Source organism: Dactylosporangium sp. NPDC050588 (assembly GCF_040654975.1).
GTDB classification, from domain to species: domain Bacteria; phylum Actinomycetota; class Actinomycetes; order Mycobacteriales; family Micromonosporaceae; genus Dactylosporangium; species Dactylosporangium maewongense.
Genome location: NZ_JBFAJA010000053.1, coordinates 42,759 through 58,654 on the forward strand (window position 1 = coordinate 42,759; position 15,896 = coordinate 58,654).

12 protein-coding genes and 1 pseudogene are annotated in these 15,896 nt (G+C 73.3%); 10 read left to right on the top strand and 3 right to left on the bottom strand.

Annotation, left to right across the window (positions count from 1 at the left end):
- Positions 1–16: 16 nt before the first annotated feature.
- Genes AB0I21_RS32810 through AB0I21_RS32825 form a run of 4 tightly spaced genes read left to right on the top strand, consistent with a single transcriptional unit; the run spans position 17 to position 5,380 of the window.
- A complete protein-coding gene (locus AB0I21_RS32810; protein ID WP_360567001.1) occupies positions 17–2,377 on the top strand; it encodes a hypothetical protein in 2,361 nt (786 codons plus the stop codon).
- Positions 2,374–3,486, top strand: coding sequence for a DegT/DnrJ/EryC1/StrS family aminotransferase (locus AB0I21_RS32815; protein ID WP_360567002.1), 1,113 nt, complete (start codon positions 2,374–2,376; stop codon positions 3,484–3,486). The genes AB0I21_RS32810 and AB0I21_RS32815 overlap by 4 nt, the downstream gene beginning before the upstream one ends.
- Entirely contained in the window at positions 3,474–4,439 is a 966-nt protein-coding gene (locus AB0I21_RS32820) for a glycosyltransferase family 2 protein (protein ID WP_360567004.1), read from the top strand. The genes AB0I21_RS32815 and AB0I21_RS32820 overlap by 13 nt, the downstream gene beginning before the upstream one ends.
- Positions 4,439–5,380, top strand: coding sequence for a WxcM-like domain-containing protein (locus tag AB0I21_RS32825; protein WP_360567006.1), 942 nt, complete (start codon positions 4,439–4,441; stop codon positions 5,378–5,380). The genes AB0I21_RS32820 and AB0I21_RS32825 overlap by 1 nt, the downstream gene beginning before the upstream one ends.
- Here AB0I21_RS32825 and AB0I21_RS32830 read toward each other — a convergent pair.
- Both AB0I21_RS32830 and AB0I21_RS32835 read right to left on the bottom strand, forming a co-directional pair.
- Positions 5,348–5,989, bottom strand: coding sequence for a response regulator transcription factor (locus AB0I21_RS32830; RefSeq protein ID WP_360567008.1), 642 nt, complete (start codon positions 5,987–5,989; stop codon positions 5,348–5,350). The two genes, AB0I21_RS32825 and AB0I21_RS32830, sit on opposite strands and share 33 nt — an antisense overlap.
- Positions 5,953–7,785, bottom strand: coding sequence for a histidine kinase (locus AB0I21_RS32835; RefSeq protein ID WP_360567010.1), 1,833 nt, complete (start codon positions 7,783–7,785; stop codon positions 5,953–5,955). The genes AB0I21_RS32830 and AB0I21_RS32835 overlap by 37 nt, the downstream gene beginning before the upstream one ends.
- A gap of 134 nt (positions 7,786–7,919) precedes the next feature.
- Here AB0I21_RS32835 and AB0I21_RS32840 point away from each other — a divergent pair.
- The 5 genes and pseudogenes from AB0I21_RS32840 to AB0I21_RS32860 all read left to right on the top strand — a co-directional run.
- Positions 7,920–8,570: pseudogene (locus tag AB0I21_RS32840) on the top strand (ABC transporter ATP-binding protein); the annotation flags it as partial.
- Positions 8,571–8,644: 74 nt separating this feature from the next.
- Positions 8,645–9,385 carry an ABC transporter permease gene (locus AB0I21_RS32845; protein WP_360567011.1) on the top strand — a complete coding sequence of 247 codons (741 nt, stop codon included), beginning with the start codon at positions 8,645–8,647 and terminating at the stop codon, positions 9,383–9,385.
- 57 nt (positions 9,386–9,442) lie between these two features.
- The gene (gene alr, locus AB0I21_RS32850; protein WP_360567012.1) at positions 9,443–10,555 is read left to right on the top strand and encodes an alanine racemase; all 1,113 of its coding nucleotides are present in this window, start codon (positions 9,443–9,445) and stop codon (positions 10,553–10,555) included.
- Positions 10,548–11,618, top strand: a complete 1,071-nt coding sequence (locus tag AB0I21_RS32855; RefSeq protein WP_344503322.1) for a D-alanine--D-alanine ligase family protein — start codon at positions 10,548–10,550, stop codon at positions 11,616–11,618. The genes alr and AB0I21_RS32855 overlap by 8 nt, the downstream gene beginning before the upstream one ends.
- 106 nt (positions 11,619–11,724) lie before the next feature.
- Entirely contained in the window at positions 11,725–12,357 is a 633-nt protein-coding gene (locus tag AB0I21_RS32860; protein WP_360567014.1) for a hypothetical protein, read from the top strand.
- Between the two features lie 58 nt (positions 12,358–12,415).
- Here AB0I21_RS32860 and AB0I21_RS32865 read toward each other — a convergent pair whose 3' ends face one another.
- Entirely contained in the window at positions 12,416–13,255 is an 840-nt protein-coding gene (locus AB0I21_RS32865; protein WP_360567064.1) for a phosphoribosylaminoimidazolesuccinocarboxamide synthase, read from the bottom strand.
- 74 nt (positions 13,256–13,329) lie between these two features.
- Between AB0I21_RS32865 and AB0I21_RS32870 the strand changes: the two genes are divergently transcribed.
- A complete protein-coding gene (locus tag AB0I21_RS32870) occupies positions 13,330–15,321 on the top strand; it encodes an FAD-dependent oxidoreductase (protein ID WP_360567016.1) in 1,992 nt (663 codons plus the stop codon).
- The last annotated feature ends 575 nt before the right edge of the window (positions 15,322–15,896 follow it).

Consider the following 15,896-nt stretch of genomic DNA (forward strand, 5'->3'; position numbering starts at 1 on the left):
CGCGTTGGGCGGTGCAGTGACCACGACATTGGACGCGATACGTGACCCGGCCGCAGGTCCGGACGAGCCGTCCGCGACCCCCGGCCGCGGGCCGCGCGGCGCCGCGCTGGCGTCCCTGCTCCCGCTCGCCGCCGGCCTCACCGGGATCGCGTTCACGCTGCGGTTCTACGGGGTGGCGCTGCCCACCACGCTCGCGTTCGCCGGCTGGCTCACCGCCGGGGTCGCGCTACCCGGCCTGCTGCTGTGGCGGACACTGCGGGGCCGGTCTGGCTGGCTCGTCGCCGACGTCGTCGCCGGCGCCGCGGTCGGCTACGTCGCCGAGGTCCTCACGTACGTCGCCGCCCGCGCCGCCGGGTTGCCGCTGCTGGTGCTCGCCTGGCCCGCCGGGATGATCGGCGCGTCCCTGCTCGTGCCGCGGTTGCGCAAGGCCTGGCGCGGCTGCGGGGAGCGCGCCCCCGCGCTGTGGTCCTGGTCGATGCTGGCCGTCGTCGGCGTGTTCTGCCTGCGCAGCATCCGCATGTTCCGCTCGCACGGCCTCGGCTGGCCCGTCAGCGGCCCGCTCGACGCCGACACCCCGTTCCACCTGGCGCTCATCGCCGAGGCGAAGCAGCACATGCCGATGCAGGCGCCCTGGGTGTCCGGTGAGCCGCTCGTCTACCACTGGTTCGTCTACCCGGAGATGGCCGCCACCAGCTGGGTGACCGGCATCGACCCGCTCGCGCTGCTGGTCCGGCTCACCCCGCTGCCGATGTTCGCCGGGACGCTGCTGCTCGTCGCGGTCCTCGCCCGGCGGATCGTCGGCCGCTGGTGGACCGGCCCGGCCGCCGCCGTCGTCACGATGCTCGTCCTCGCCCCCGACCCGTACGGCTGGCCGCACCCCGACGGCTGGTTCGGCTTCGGGCCCTACGAGGACGGCTCCGTCTTCCGCCTGATCGCCTGGACCAGCCCGACGCAGACGTTCGGCGCCCTGCTCTTCGCCGCCGCCGTGCTGCTCCTGCTCGACATCCTCGACGGCGCCGAAGATGTCGAGCAGGGCGGCTCCGCCAAGGGCCGGTGGGCGCTGTTCGTGCTGCTGCTCGCCGGGCTCGCCGGGGCGAAGGCACCGTACCTGCCGCTGCTCACCGGCGCGCTCGTCCTCGTCGTCGCCGGCCGGCTCGCCGCCCGCCGCGGCCTGCACCGGCCGGCGCTGCTCGCGGCCGTCGTGACCGGCGTGCTCACCGTCGCCTCGACGGTCCTGCTGTACGGCGGCGGCGCCAACCAGAGCCTCGTCGTCGAGCCCCTGGCGACCATGAGCGGCTTCGCGACCGTCGCCGGCACCTGGACCGGCTACACCGGCCCCGGCACCCCGGCGGCGCACGCCTGGGTCGCCGCCGGGATCACCGTCCTGTGCTGGCTGTTCATCTGGGGCGGCGGCCTCGCCCTCGGCCGGCGGGCCCTGGACGCGCCGGTGCTGCTGCTCGCCGCGATCGGCGTCGAAGGCATGGCCGGCGTGCTGCTGTTCGGGCACCCCGGCGGCTCCCAGTCCTACCTGATCGTGTCCGCCCGGCCGTACCTCGCGCTCGCCGCCGTCGCCGGGCTCGCCGCGGTCGTCGGGACGATGACCTGGGCGCGCGGCGGGCTCCTCGCGCTCGCCGCGGTGGCCGGCACCACGGTCGTCCTCCTGCTGCGCACCGTCGACGGCACCCGGCCGGCGGGGGACCGGCTCGGGTGGGAGCTCGGCCGCCCGTACGTCGTCCTCGCCGCCCTCGCCGTCGTGGTCGTCGCCGCCGGGCTGATCCGCCGCGACGGGCGGATCCTGGCGGTGGCGATCGCGATGTGCGCCGGGTTCGGGCTGCCCACCGCCTACGACCAGACCGCCGCCGTCGTCACCGACACCGCCCGGGGCGGCTGGCGCGCCGTCCCCCGCTCCGAGCAGGTCGCGCCCGACGGCCGTACCAGCGCCATCGACCGCGACACGTGGAACGCCGGCCGCTGGTTGCGGCGCCACGCCGCGCCCGGCGACCTGCTCGCCACCAACGCGCACTGCTTCGGGGTGACACCCGCCGGCGGCAGGTGCGACAACCGGCGGTTCGCCCTCGCCGCGGCGAGCGGCCACCGGGTCCTCGTCGAGGGCTGGGGCTTCACCAACAGCACGTACGAGCGTGCCGCCGCCGACGGGGTGCTGCCCTGGTTCGCCGCCTTCTGGGACCCCGCGCGGCTCGCCGGGAACGACGCCGCGTTCACCGACCCCGGCCCCGCGACGATCGGGGTCCTCCGCGACCGGTACCAGGTCCGCTGGCTGGTCGCCGACACCACCGCCGGACCGGTCGGCGACCTGGGCGCGCACGCCCAGGAGCGGTTCCGGGCCGGAAAGCTCACGGTCTATGAGGTGACATGAACGATCTCGCCGCCCACCACGCGCCGCTCGCCGGCGCCCTCACCGACGCCGTCCGGCGGGTCATCGACAGCGGGTGGTTCGTCCTCGGCCGGGAGGTCGCCGGGTTCGAGGAGGCGTTCGCCGCCTACTGCGGGGTCCCGCACGCCGTCGGCGTCGCCAGCGGCACCGACGCGATCGAGCTCGCCCTCGCCGGGGTCGGCGTCGGCCGCGGCGACCGGGTCGCCCTCGTCGCCAACGCCGGCGGCTACGGCACCACCGCGCTGCTCGCCCTCGGCGCCGAACCCGTCTACGTGGACGTCGACGAGGACACCGCCACCCTCGACCCGGCGCTGCTGGACCGGGAGACGTTCGACGCGGTCCTCGTCACGCACCTGTACGGCCGGCTCGCCGACATGCCCGCGATCCTCAAGGTCGCCGCCCGGCACGGCGCGCCCGTGGTCGAGGACTGCGCGCAGGCCCACGGCGCGTCCCGGGACGGCAGGCGCGCCGGCTCGTGGGGCGACGCGGCCGCGTTCAGCTTCTACCCGACGAAGAACCTCGGCGCGCTCGGCGACGGCGGCGCCGTCGTCACCTCCTCCGCCGAGGTGGCCGAGCGGGTGCGGCGGCTGCGGCAGTACGGCTGGGACCGCAAGTATCACCAGGTGACCGGCCCGGCCCGCAACAGCCGCCTCGACGAGGTGCAGGCCGCGGTCCTGTCGGTGAAGCTGCCGCACCTGGACGGCTGGAACGCCGCGCGGGTCGCGGTCGCCGCCCGGTACCGCGCCGCGATCCGGCACCCGAAGCTGACCCTGCCGGAGGTGGCGGCGCCGGGGCACGTCGGCCACCTGTACGTGCTGCGCTGCGCCGACCGCGACGCGCTGTCGGCGCACCTGCGCGCGCACGGCGTGGCGCACGACGTGCACTACCCGCTGCCCGACCACCGCCAGCCGGTGCACGGCGACCGGTTCGCCGGGCTCGAGCTGCCGGCCACCGAGCGGCTGTGCGCCGAGGTGCTGAGCCTGCCGTGCTACCCGGAGCTGCCGGCCGGGCAGGTCGACCGGGTCGCCGCCGCCGTGAACGCGTTCGGCGCCGGCACCGAGAACTGGAAGGGCCAGCCGTGTACTCCCTGATCGTCCCCGTGTACCGCAACGAGGGCACCATCCACGACCTGCTCGCCGCGGTCGGCGACCTGCACGACGCGCTGGGCGGTGCCCTCGAGGCGGTCTTCGTCGTCGACGGCAGCCCCGACCGGTCCGCGGAGCTGCTGCAGTCGCTGCTGCCCGCGCAGCGGTTCCCGGCGCGGCTGGTGCTGCTGTCGCGCAACTTCGGGTCGTTCGCCGCGATCCGGGTCGGCCTGCAGCACGCCACCGGCGAGTACTTCGCCGTCATGGCCGCCGACCTGCAGGAGCCGCCGGAGCTCGCGCTGCAGTTCTTCCGGACCCTCGCGACCGACGAGTTCGACGTCGTCGTCGGCACCCGCGAGGGCCGCGCCGACCCGCTCGGCGGCAGGATCGCGTCGAAGCTGTTCTGGGGCCTGTACCGGCGGATGGTCGTGCGCGAGATGCCCAGCGGCGGCGTCGACATGTTCGGCTGCAACCAGGCGTTCCGCGACTGCCTGCTGGCCTGCGAGGAGGCGAACACGTCGCTCGTCGCGATGCTGTTCTGGCTCGGGTTCCGCCGCAAGCAGGTCGCCTACACCCGCCGCGCCCGCATGAGCGGCAGCTCCGGCTGGACGCTGCGCAAGAAGGTCACGTACCTGATGGACAGCGTCTTCGCGTTCACCGACCTGCCGGTGCGGTTGCTGATGGCGGCCGGGGTGCTGGGGCTGCTGGTGTCGGTGGTGCTCGGCGCGGTCGTGCTGTCCGCGCGCCTCGCCGGCCTGTTCGACGTGCCCGGCTACGCCGCGACGATCCTCGTCGTGCTGTTCTTCGGCGGCGTGAACGCGCTCGGCCTCGGCGTCGTCGGCTCCTACGCGTGGCGCGGCTACGAGAACACGAAACGCCGTCCCCTCGCCGTCGTGGCGTGGGAGCTGCAGTACGCGGGCGCGCAGAAGGTCGTGGTCCGGCAGGGAGGACAGCGCTGATGTCGTACTTCACCCACCCAAACGCCCTGTGCGAGAGCACCGCCATCGGCGACGGCACCCGCATCTGGGCGTTCGCGCACGTGCTGCCGGGCGCGCGGATCGGCGCCGACTGCAACATCTGCGACGGGGTGTTCGTCGAGAACGACGTCGTCGTCGGCGACCGGGTCACCGTCAAGTGCGGCGTGCAGCTGTGGGACGGCGTGGCCCTGGAGGACGACGTGTTCGTCGGCCCCAACGTCACGTTCACCAACGACCGGATGCCGCGCAGCCGCCAGTATCCGGAGGCCTTCGCCCGCACGACGGTCGAGACCGGCGCGTCGATCGGCGCGAACGCCTCGATCCTGCCGGGGGTCACCATCGGCCGGCACGCGATGGTCGGCGCCGGCGCCGTCGTCACACGGTCGGTGCCGCCGTACGCGATCGTCGTCGGCAACCCGGCGCGCCTCACCGGCTACGTCGACGCCGCGCCGGTGCCGGCGGAGCCGCACGACACCCAGACCGGCGAGCGGATCAACGCGACCAAGGTCCGCGGGGTCACCGTGCACCGCCTCGACTACGTGCACGACCTGCGCGGCGACCTGTCGGTGGGGGAGTTCGAGCGGGACATCCCGTTCCCGGTGAAGCGCTACTTCATCGTCTTCGACGTGCCGAACGAGAAGGTCCGCGGCCAGCACGCGCACCGCGAGTGCCACCAGTTCCTGATCTGCGTGAAGGGCCGCTGCAGCGTCGTCGCCGACGACGGCGTCGTCCGGCAGGAGTTCCTCCTGGACAGCCCCGCGACCGGCCTGTACCTGCCGCCGATGACCTGGGCGACGCAGTTCCGCTACTCGCCGGACGCGGCGCTGCTGGTCTTCGCGTCGCACTACTACGACGCGGCCGACTACATCCGCGACCACGCGGAGTTCGTCTCAGCCGCTCTGCAGGTGAGCGAGCACGGCTAGGACCCGCCGGTTGTCGTCGTCGGACACCGGCAGGTCGAGCTTGGCGAAGATGCTGGCGATGTGCTTGCCGACGGCGCTGTCGCTGAGGAACAGCTGCTTGCCGATCGCGGCGTTGGAGCGGCCCTCCGCCATCAGCGTCAGCACCTCCCGCTCCCGCGGCGTCAGCGTGCCGGTCGCCGGCGACTGCCGGGCGACGAGCTTCGCGATGACCGTCGGGTCCATCACGGTCCCGCCGGCGGCGACCCGGCGGACCGCGTCGACGAACTGGTCGGCGTTGAACACGCGGTCCTTCAGCAGGTAACCGACCGCGCCGGTGCCGTCGGCGAGCAGCTCCCGCGCGTACAGCTGCTCCACGTGCTGGGACAGCACCAGCACCGGCAGGCCCGGCACCTCCCGGCGGGCGGCGAGCGCCGCCTGCAGCCCCTCGTCGGTGAAGCTCGGCGGCAGCCGCACGTCGACGACCGCGACGTCCGGGCGGTGCTCCAGCAGCGCCGCGAGCAGCGCCGGGCCGGTGTCGACGGCGGCGACAACCTCGAAACCGTGGCTCTGCAGCAGCAGGACCATGCCGTCCCTCAGCAGGTAGAGGTCTTCGGCGAGGACAACACGCACGGCAGCTCCAGCGTCGCGACGGTCGGCCCGCCGGGCGGGCTGTGCAGGGCCAGGGTCCCGTCGAAGGTACCCAACCGGCGTTCGATGCCGCGCAGGCCGGTGCCCCGCGACGGGTCCGCGCCGCCGGTGCCGTCGTCGGCGACCACGACCCGCAGCAGCCCGTGCTCGTGGCCCAGGTCGACGGTGACCTTCGCGGCGCCGCCGTGCCGGGTCGCGTTCGCGATCAGCTCGCTGACCGCGAAGTAGGCGGCCGACTCCACCGGCGCCGGCGGCCGGCCCGGCAGCGTCCCGGTGACGGTCACGTCGGCGGCCGTGTCGGTGCTGAGGTCCAGGGCGAGGGCCCGCACCGCGTCGGCGAGGCCGCGCTCCGACAGCACCGGCGGGTGGATGCCGCGGACCAGATCCCGCAGCTCCTCCAGGGCCGCCGCCGCGGTCTCCTTCGTCTGCTTGACGAGGCGCCTGGCGGCGGCCGGGTCGGTGTCCATGAGCCGTTCGATGGCGCCGAGGGTGAGCCCGACCGCGATCAGCCGCGCCTGCGCGCCGTCGTGCAGGTCCCGCTCGATCCGGCGGACCTCGGCGGCCTGCGCGTCGACGGCGTCCGCACGGCTGCGCGTGAGCTGCTCCACCCGGCGGCGCAGCGCCGCCTCGCGGGTCGGGCGCAGCAGCAGCGCCGTCCACCGCGCGTGGACGGTGACGAGCTGCCCGGCGGTGACGAGCGCGACCGCGACGAGGCACACCCCCATGATCAGGCCGGCGGTCCGGTCGCCGTCCCACGCGCCGTACCAGGCGGACCACTCCGCGTCGAACACGGTCGTCCACAGCCACGGCAGCGCCAGCCCGAACGCGCCGTAGACCCCGGCGGCGACCGGCGGCCCGAGCAGCACGGCGGTGACGACCGGGTCGACGGCCAGCCACACCAGGTCCCGCCACGACGCGACGTCGTGCCACGTCCACAGCCAGCGGGCGTTGAACCCGGCCATCGACTCGGTCTTGTACAGGTTGTTGCGCACCTGCAGCATCCCGTCGGGGCGGCGGTGCGGCCGCAGCTCCGGCTCGTACGGGCGCGGCACGTCCACCCCGCCCCACTGCGCGAACTGCCGGCGCAGGTTCGCCAGCCAGCGGTAGTGCGAGACCGCGACGGGGATCGTGAAGACGAACCCGAGGCCGAAGCCGAGCGTGAAGCAGGTGAGGGTGAACGCCAGCAGCACCACCTCGAGGGCGGCGCAGCACACCAGCAGCGCGGCCCGCCCCCACGCCAGGAGCCGCCGCTGGGTGCGCTCGCCGCGGGTCAGCTTCCTGGCCGCCCGGCCCGGGTCCATCGGCGCCAGCATCCACGCCGACCAGACCCCCACGGCGCGGACCGTCCACGGCGCCACCAGCAGCCCCACCGGCACGAGCGCGAGGACGACGAACGGGAACAGCAGCTGCCACGTCAGGTCCCGCTTCGTCGCCGGGTCCTTCATCAGCCAGTCGAGGCGCTGGAAGAACCGCGGGAAGCGCGGCGTCTTGTAGAGGGTCGCGTCGTGCCGGTACATGCCGTCGGCGTCCGGCTCCGGGTCCGCCGCCGGCGGCGGCCGGTACGGCTCCGGCACCGCCCGCCCGGTCCACGCGGCGAACATCGCCCGCCACCGGTTGGTCAGGCGCCGCCCGTACAGCACCGGCGGCGGGATCAGGAAGACCAGGCCCAGCAGGACCCCGGGGAACAGCATCACCAGCGACAGCAGGAACTGCACGAACACGACGACGGCGACACCCAGCAGCACCCCGCTGCGCGTCACACCCCTCACCCAGGTCATGCCGCCCAGTCTCGTGTCACGGTCCCGCCTCCCACATCGGCCCTGGCCGCCGTCTCCGGGGTGGGGCCAGGTGCACCCCCGTCCGGTGCCCAGCGTCATTCTGCCCGGCCGGCCGGTTCCGCACGATCGACGGCATGGCAGTCATCGAGGTCCACCAGTTGCGCAAGCGCTACGGCGACCGGCACGCGGTCCGGGACGTGTCGTTCACCGTCGAGCGCGGCGAGATCTTCGGCGTCATCGGCCGCAACGGCGCCGGCAAGACCACCACCGTCGAGATCATCGAGGGGCTGCGGTCCGCGGACGGCGGCACGGCCCGCGTCCTCGGCCTCGACCCCCGCGACCCGGCGCTGCGCGAGCGGCTCGGCGTGCAGCTGCAGGAGTCGCGGCTGCCGGACCGGATCCGGGTCCGCGAGGCCCTGGAGCTGTTCGCCTCGTTCTACCGCGACCCCGCCGACCCGGCCACGCTCCTGGCGTCCCTGGGCCTGGCGGAGCACGCGAACCAGCAGTACAGGCGGCTCTCCGGCGGGCAGCAGCAGCGCATGTCGATCGCGCTGGCGCTGGTCGGCTCGCCGGAGGTCGCGGTCCTCGACGAGCTCACCACCGGCCTCGACCCGCACGCCCGCCGGGAGACGTGGCGGCTCATCGAGGACGTCCGCGACCGCGGCGTCACCGTGCTGCTCGTCACCCACTTCATGGACGAGGCGGAGCGGCTCTGCGACCGGATCGCCGTCATCGACGCCGGCCGCACCGTCGCCGTCGACACCCCGGCCGGGCTGAAGGGCCGCGCCGACTCGCTGGAGTCCGCCTTCGTCTCGCTCACGTCCCCTGCTTCGGCCACGACCGCTCTGGAGGGCTGATCATGCGTACCCTGGCCCGGCTCACGATCGTCGAGACCCGGCTCATGCTCCGGGAGGTGACGCCGCCGCTGTTCACGGTCCTGCTGCCGGTCGCGCTGCTGCTCGTCTTCGGCTGGTCGCCCGGCACCCGCGTCCCCGACGCCGCGCTCGGCGGGCACCGCGGCATCGACACCGTCCTGCCGTCGATGTCGGTCATGGTGTCCCTCGCCATGGTCGCGTTCTTCATGCTGCCGGTGGTGCTCACCACGTACCGGGAGAAGGGCATCCTGCGCCGCTTCGCGACGACCCCGGTGCGACCGTCGGCGATGCTCGGCGCGCAGCTCCTCATGAACGGCGCCGTCGTGCTCGTGTCGACCGTGCTGACGCTGGCCGTCGGCGTCACCCTGATGGACATGCGGCTGCCGGACCTGTCGCTGGTCCTGCCCGTGCTGCTGCTCGGCGTCCTCGGCCTGTTCCCCGTCGGGCTGCTCGTCGCCGCCGCGGCCGGCGGCCCCAAGACCGCGACCGGCTGGGCCTTCGTGCTGTGGTTCCCGTCCGCGTTCTTCGCCGGCCTGTACGTGCCGGTCGAGCAGCTCCCGCCGGTGCTGCGCCGCATCGGCGACTGGACGCCGCTGGGCGCGTTCCGGCAGGCGGTCCAGGCCGCATGGGCCGGCGACACCCCGCGCCCGCTGCACCTGGCCGTGCTCGCCGCCACCTGCCTGATCGCCGGTGGACTGTCCGTCCGCCTGTACCGTGCCGGTTAACCGACACTGCGGTGACGCACGGTGACCACTATGATCGGCGGGACAAGGGGGTGCCGGGTGCAACCAGTGGCAGAGGCGGTCGTCGATCTCGACGCCGTGGCGCACAATACGCGGCTCCTTTCCGGTCTCGCCGCCCCGCGCGCCCAGACGATGGCCGTCGTCAAGGCGAACGGGTTCGGTCACGGATTGCTACCGGTCGCCCGTGCGGCGCTGGCCGGCGGCGCCACCTGGCTCGGCGTCACCTCCATCGCCGAGGCCCGCACGGTGCGCGACGGCGGGATCGGCGCGCCGACGCTCGCCTGGCTGTTTGGCACCGGCGACGACTTCGCGTGGGCCGTCCGCAACGACGTCGACCTGTCCGTGTCGACGCCGCGGCACCTGGAGGCGATGCCGGCCGGCGCCGCCGTCCACCTCAAGGTCGACACCGGGCTGACCCGCAACGGGGTCGCCTGGGCCGACTGGCCCGACCTGGTGGCGCGGGCCGCCGACCTGGAGCGGCGCGGCACGATCCGGGTCCGCGGGATCTGGTCGCACCTCGCCGCCGCCGACGACCCCGGCAACCCGTCGGTCGCGCTGCAGCTCGAACGGTTCGACGAGGCCCTCGCCGTCGCCGCGAAGGCCGGGCTGGAGCCGGAGCTGCGGCACCTCGCGAACTCCGCCGGGATCGTCGACCTGCCCGCCTCCCACTACGACCTCGTGCGGGCCGGGCTCGCGCTGTACGGTGTCGAGCCGATCGACGGGGTGACCGCAGGGCTGCGGCGGGCGATGACGCTGCGGGCCCGCGCCGTCAACGTCAAACGCGTCCCGCCCGGCACCGGCGTGTCCTACCTCCACCAGTACGTGACGGACCGCGACACCACAATGGTCCTGGTCCCGGCCGGATACGCCGACGGGGTGCCGCGCCTGCTGAGCAACCGCGGCGCCGTCGCGATCGGCGGCCGGCGGTGCCCGATCGCCGGGCGGGTCGCGATGGACCAGTTCGTCGCCGACGCAGGTGACCTCGACGTCGCCCTCGGTGACGAGATCGTGCTGTTCGGCCCGGGCGACGGGGCCGAGCCGACCGTGGAAGAGTGGGCGGCCTGGGCGCAGACCAACCCGCACGAGATCTTGACGGGCATCGGCGCCCGCGTCCCGCGAACGTACATCGGTAAGGAGCACGTGCATGGCTGATCCTCGCGTCCGCGTCGCCGTCGTTTTCGGAGGGCGCAGCGGCGAGCACGAGGTCTCGTGCAAGTCGGCCCTGAGCATCGTGCGGTTCCTCGACCGGTCCCGCTACGACGTGGTGCCCGTGCGCATCACCCCCGGCGGCACGTGGGTCTTCGGCCCCGACGCCGGCTCGCCGGAGGCCCTCGACCTGGAAGGGCTGCTCGACCTGACCAAGGAGACCGACGTGCCGGCCCTCGCCAGCCTCGCCGAGGCGATCGGGGCGCTGCGCGAGTGCGACGTCGTCTTCCCCGCCATCCACGGCCCGTACGGCGAGGACGGCACGATCCAGTCCGTCCTGGAGATGGTCCGCCTGCCGTATGTCGGCAGCGGGGTCTTCGCCAGCGCCGCCGGCATGGACAAGGAGTTCACCAAGCGGCTCCTCGTCGCCGACGGCCTGCCCGTCGCCGACGGCGTCGTGCTGCGCGGCGGCACCGGCACCGTGACGCCCGCCGAACGCGAGCGGCTCGGGCTGCCCGTGTTCGTCAAGCCGTCCCGGGCCGGGTCGAGCCTCGGCGTGTCCAAGGTCGACGACTGGGCCGAGCTCGACGACGCGCTCGCCGAGGCCCGCGCCAGCGACGCGAAGGTCCTCGTCGAGGAGATGGTGCACGGGCGCGAGGTCGACCTCGGCGTCCTGGAGCACCCCGACGGCTCCCTGCAGGTCGGGCCGCCGCTGGAGATCAGCTTCCCCGACAAGCACGAGTTCTTCGACTACGAGGCCAAGTACCTCGACCCGACCACCATCTTCGACATCCCGGCGAAGCTGGAGCCGGCGATCATCGAGCGGCTCCAGGACCTCGCGGTGCGCACGTTCCGCTCCCTCGAATGCCGGGGGCTGCTGCGGGTCGATTTCTTCCTGCGGTACGGCACGGAGCCGGTCATCAACGAGGTCAACACGTTCCCGGGCTTCACCGCCGTCTCGCAGTACCCGCAGATGTTCCGCGTCGCGGGGCTGGACTATCCGGCGCTGCTCGACGTCCTCATCGCGACCGCTCTGGCCCGGCAGCCGAAGCCCGCGCTGGAGTCCTGAGCAGTTCCGGGTCGGCGACGGTGGGGCGGCCTCGATACGATGGCCGTCCCATGGTGTCGACGGGCGTTGTGACGGTTTGTCTGACGGTTCTAGGAGGCAGGTGCCGGTGACGTATCCACCAGCTGGAGATCCGCAGCAGCCCTACCAGCCGCCGTCACCGCCGCAGTACCCGTCGCCGCAGCAGCCCTACCAGCCGCCCGCGCAGTACCAGCCGGCGCCTGGTCCTTATGAGCCCGCGCAGTACCAGGGCTACGACCCGACCGGCCAGTTCCAGCCGCCCACCGGGCAGTTCCAGCCTGCCGGGGCCGGTGGCCAGCAGTCCGGGTCCGGCAAGTGGGTGCTGCTCATCGCCGGCGCGTTCCTCGCGCTGCTCGTCGTGGTCGTCGGCGGCTGGTTCTTCGTCCAGCGGGTCCTCGTCGACTCCCCGACCGACGTGACCGAGCGCTACCTCGACGCGGTCAACGACCGCGACCGTGCCGCCGTCGTCGACATGGTGTGCTCCTCCGAGCGGCCCAAGGCGCTGCGGGGCAGCGACTACGTCGATGACGACGACGAGGACAAGACCACCATCGACTGGAAGATCCTCAGCGAGACCAAGGGCCGCAACTCCGCCGAGGTGCGCGCGCGGGTGACGCTGCACGACCCCGAATCGGACCGCACCCAGTCGGTGAACATCTCCGTGACCCTCGTCAAAGAGGACGGCGACTGGATGATCTGCGGCGTCCGCACGGACGACTGACCTGCCGTCCCCGCCGCCCGGCCACGGCCCGTTCGCGGACCGTGGCCGGGCGGGAGGTTCAGAAAGAGAGTCCGGTCAGCCGCTCGTACACCTCGACATACCGCGAACGGGTGCGCTCGACGACATCGGCGGGGACCTCCGGACCGGGCGCCTTCTGGTCCCAGCCGGCGTCGCGGGACCAGTCGCGGACCGACTGCTTGTCGAAGGAGAACTGGGTGCGGCCCGGCTCCCACTCGTCGAGCGGCCAGAAGCGCGACGAGTCGGGCGTGAGGACCTCGTCGGCGAGCATCAGGGTGCCGTCGGCGGTGCGGCCGAACTCGAGCTTGGTGTCCGCGACGATGATCCCGCGCTCGGCGGCGATGTCGCGGCCGCGGGAGTAGACGCGCAGGGTCAGGTCGCGCAGCTCCTCCGCCTGCTCCTTGCCGACCTGCTCGACCACGTCGTCGAACGTGATGAACTCGTCGTGCACCCCGACGGCTTCCTTCGTCGTCGGCGTGAAGATCGGCTGCTCCAGGCGGTCGGCCTCGACCAGGCCGGGCGGGAGCGTGACGCCGCTCACGGCGCCGTCGCGGACGTACTCCTTGAGGCCGAGGCCGGTCAGATAGCCGCGGGCGATGCACTCGACCTGCACCATGTCGAGGCGCCGGCAGCGGATGGCCCGGCCGGCGAACTCGGCGGGCACGTCGGTCGCGGACAGCACATGGTTGGGCACGATGTCGGCGAGCTGCTCGAACCACCACAGCGACAGGCGGGTGAGGACCGCGCCCTTGTCGGGGATCGGGGTCGGCAGCACCACGTCGTAGATCGAGATGCGATCGGACGCGACCAGGACCAGGTCGTCGCCGTCGAGATAGACGTCGCGGACCTTGCCCGAATGCAACAACTTCACGTCCGCCAGCCTAACGTCTAGACTTCCATCGATCTCAGGGGTGCGGCGACCCCTCCGTTGTGGTTACCCGGAGGAGCCCTGCCATGCCGCAGACCCGTCGCCAGCTCATCGTCGCCGGCGCGCTCGGCACCGGTGCCGTGGTGCTCGGCCCCGGCGTCCGCGCGTCCGCGGCCGTCGTCACCGCGGACCTCGTCGTCTACGGGGCGACGCCCGGCGGGCTCGCGGCCGCCGTCCAGTTCCGCCGGTCGGGCGGCACCGCCGTCGTGATCGACCCGGGCACGCACGTCGGCGGGATGACGACCGCCGGCCTCGGCGCCACCGACACCGGCAACACGGCCGCGATCGGCGGGCTGTCGCACGAGTTCTACCGCCGCGTGCACGCCAGGTACGCCGGCACGCCGGTCACGCCGACGTCACCGGCGCGGTTCAAGTTCGAGCCGCACGTCGCCGCCGCCGTCTTCGCCGACCTCCTCGCCGAGGCGGGCGTCACCGTCCAGCTCGGCCGGAAGCTCGCCACCGTCACGAAGGCCGGCAACCGCATCGTCGAACTGTCCACCGAGGACGGTCAGGTGTACCGCGGGCTCATGTACGTCGACGCCAGCTACGAGGGCGACCTGATGGCGAAGGCCGGCGTGGCGACGACCCTCGGGCGCGAGGGCAACGCCGCCTACGGCGAGAGCATCAACGGCGTCCAGCTGCGCGACAAGCACCAGTTCGTCAAGCCGGTCGACCCGTACGTGACCCCGGGAAACCCGGGCAGCGGGCTGCTCCCGGGCGTCTCCGCCGCGGCCCTCGCACCGAACGGCACCGCCGACGGCCGGATCCAGGCGTACAACTTCCGCATGTGCCTGACCAGGGCCGCGGACCGGCTCCCGTGGCAGCGCCCGGCGGGCTACGACGCGGGCCGCTACGCGCTGCTGCTGCGCTACATCGAGGCCGGCTACACGGGACCCTTCTTCAACACGGTCGACGTCGGCGGCGGCAAGACCGACTCGAACAACGACGGCGCCTTCTCCACCGACCACATCGGTGCTTCGTGGAGCTATCCGACGGCCTCGTTCGCCGTCCGGGACACCATCGTCGCCGACCACCGCACCTACCAGCAGGGCCTGATGTGGTTCCTGGCCAACGACCCCCGCGTCCCGGCGACGATCCGCTCCGCCACGGCGGCCTGGGGCCCCGCCCCGGACGAGTTCGGCGCGACCGGTTTCTGGCCGCCCATGCTGTACGTGCGGGAGGCCCGCCGGATGGTCTCCTCGTACGTCATGACCGAGCACAACTGCCGGGGCGCCGCGACCGTCCCCGACTCGGTGGGCCTCGCCAGCTACACGATGGACTCGCACAACTGCCAGCGGCTCGTGGTCTCCGGCGTCGCGAAGAACGAGGGCGACGTGCAGGTGGGGGTGCCCGGCCCGTACCAGGTGAGCTTCCGCTCGATCGTCCCGGTGGAGGCGCAGTGCGCGAACCTGCTGGTCCCGGTCTGCCTGTCGGCGAGCCACATCGCGTACGGCTCGATCCGCATGGAACCCGTCTTCATGGTCCTCGGCCAGTCGGCGGCGGTGGCGGCCCGGCTCGCCCTGACGACCGGCGTGCCCGTGCAGCAGGTGAACATCTCCACGCTGCAGTCCCTGCTCCGCGACCTGGGCCAGCGCATCGACATCTCCGTGGGCTCGGAGGTCATCATCGACTCCCACGGCACCGGCGTGACCCGCGCCGGCACCTGGCTGCCGAGCACCTCGATCGCCGGCTACTACGGCAGCGACTACGAGCACGACAACAACACCGCGAAGGGCGTGAACCGCCTCCGCTTCACCCCGTCACTGCCGTCGGCGGGCGCCTGGACGGTCCAGCTGCGCTGGACGGCCCACGCGAACCGGGCCAGCAACGTCCCCGTCGACGTCGTCCACTCCGGCGGCGTCACCACGCACACCGTCGACCAGCGCACCTCCGGCGGCCAGTGGGTGCCCCTCGGCACCTTCCAGTTCACCGCCGGCAGCGCCGGCTCGGTCCTGATCCGCACCGAACAGACCAACGGCTACGTCATCGCCGACGCCGCCAGATTCGTCCGCGCCTGACCCACAGCACCCGACGACTGGACCTCCGCCCGCCAGCGCCCGCACCACCACTGGCGACCTCGCCTCGCCCCCCCCGCTCGTCTCGGCTCCCGCTCGTCTCGGCTCCCGCTCGTCTCGGCTCCCGCTCGTCTCGGCTCCCGCTCGTCTCGGACCTCGCCTATTCCGGATCCGCCGGTTTTGACCGACCTGGTCCGACCCGGCCTGGTCCGACCCGCCTGATCCGCACTTGCCTGATCCTCGCAAGGCAGGCCAACGGCTTGGCCATCGCTCCATCGGTTAGGTCATCGCCGCCGCCGGGTTTCATCCGCGCGACCGCAGCCAGGTCCGTCCGTGCCTGGCCATCGACGGGTTTGTTCGCGCCCGACCCGCGGTGGCCAGCGGCTGGACTTCTGCCCGCCGGGCGGGCCCGCCTCCGCGGGCGAGTTCGTCCTGCACCCGTTCGTCCCGGACCCGCCAGATCCCGCACGCCTGGCCCGCATGCCTGGCCCGCATGCCTGGCCCGCATGCCTGGCCCGCATGCCTGGCCCGCATGCCTGGCCCGCATGCCTGGCCCGCATGCCTGGCCCGCATGCCTG

Coding starts and splice junctions, on each gene's coding strand:
- AB0I21_RS32835 (WP_360567010.1), bottom strand. CDS start 7,785: ATGACCTGGGTGAGGGGTGTGACGCGCAGCGGGGTGCTGCTGGGTGTC.
- AB0I21_RS32825 (WP_360567006.1), top strand. CDS start 4,439: ATGTCGTACTTCACCCACCCAAACGCCCTGTGCGAGAGCACCGCCATC.
- AB0I21_RS32815 (WP_360567002.1), top strand. CDS start 2,374: ATGAACGATCTCGCCGCCCACCACGCGCCGCTCGCCGGCGCCCTCACC.
- AB0I21_RS32870 (WP_360567016.1), top strand. CDS start 13,330: ATGCCGCAGACCCGTCGCCAGCTCATCGTCGCCGGCGCGCTCGGCACC.
- AB0I21_RS32855 (WP_344503322.1), top strand. CDS start 10,548: ATGGCTGATCCTCGCGTCCGCGTCGCCGTCGTTTTCGGAGGGCGCAGC.
- AB0I21_RS32845 (WP_360567011.1), top strand. CDS start 8,645: ATGCGTACCCTGGCCCGGCTCACGATCGTCGAGACCCGGCTCATGCTC.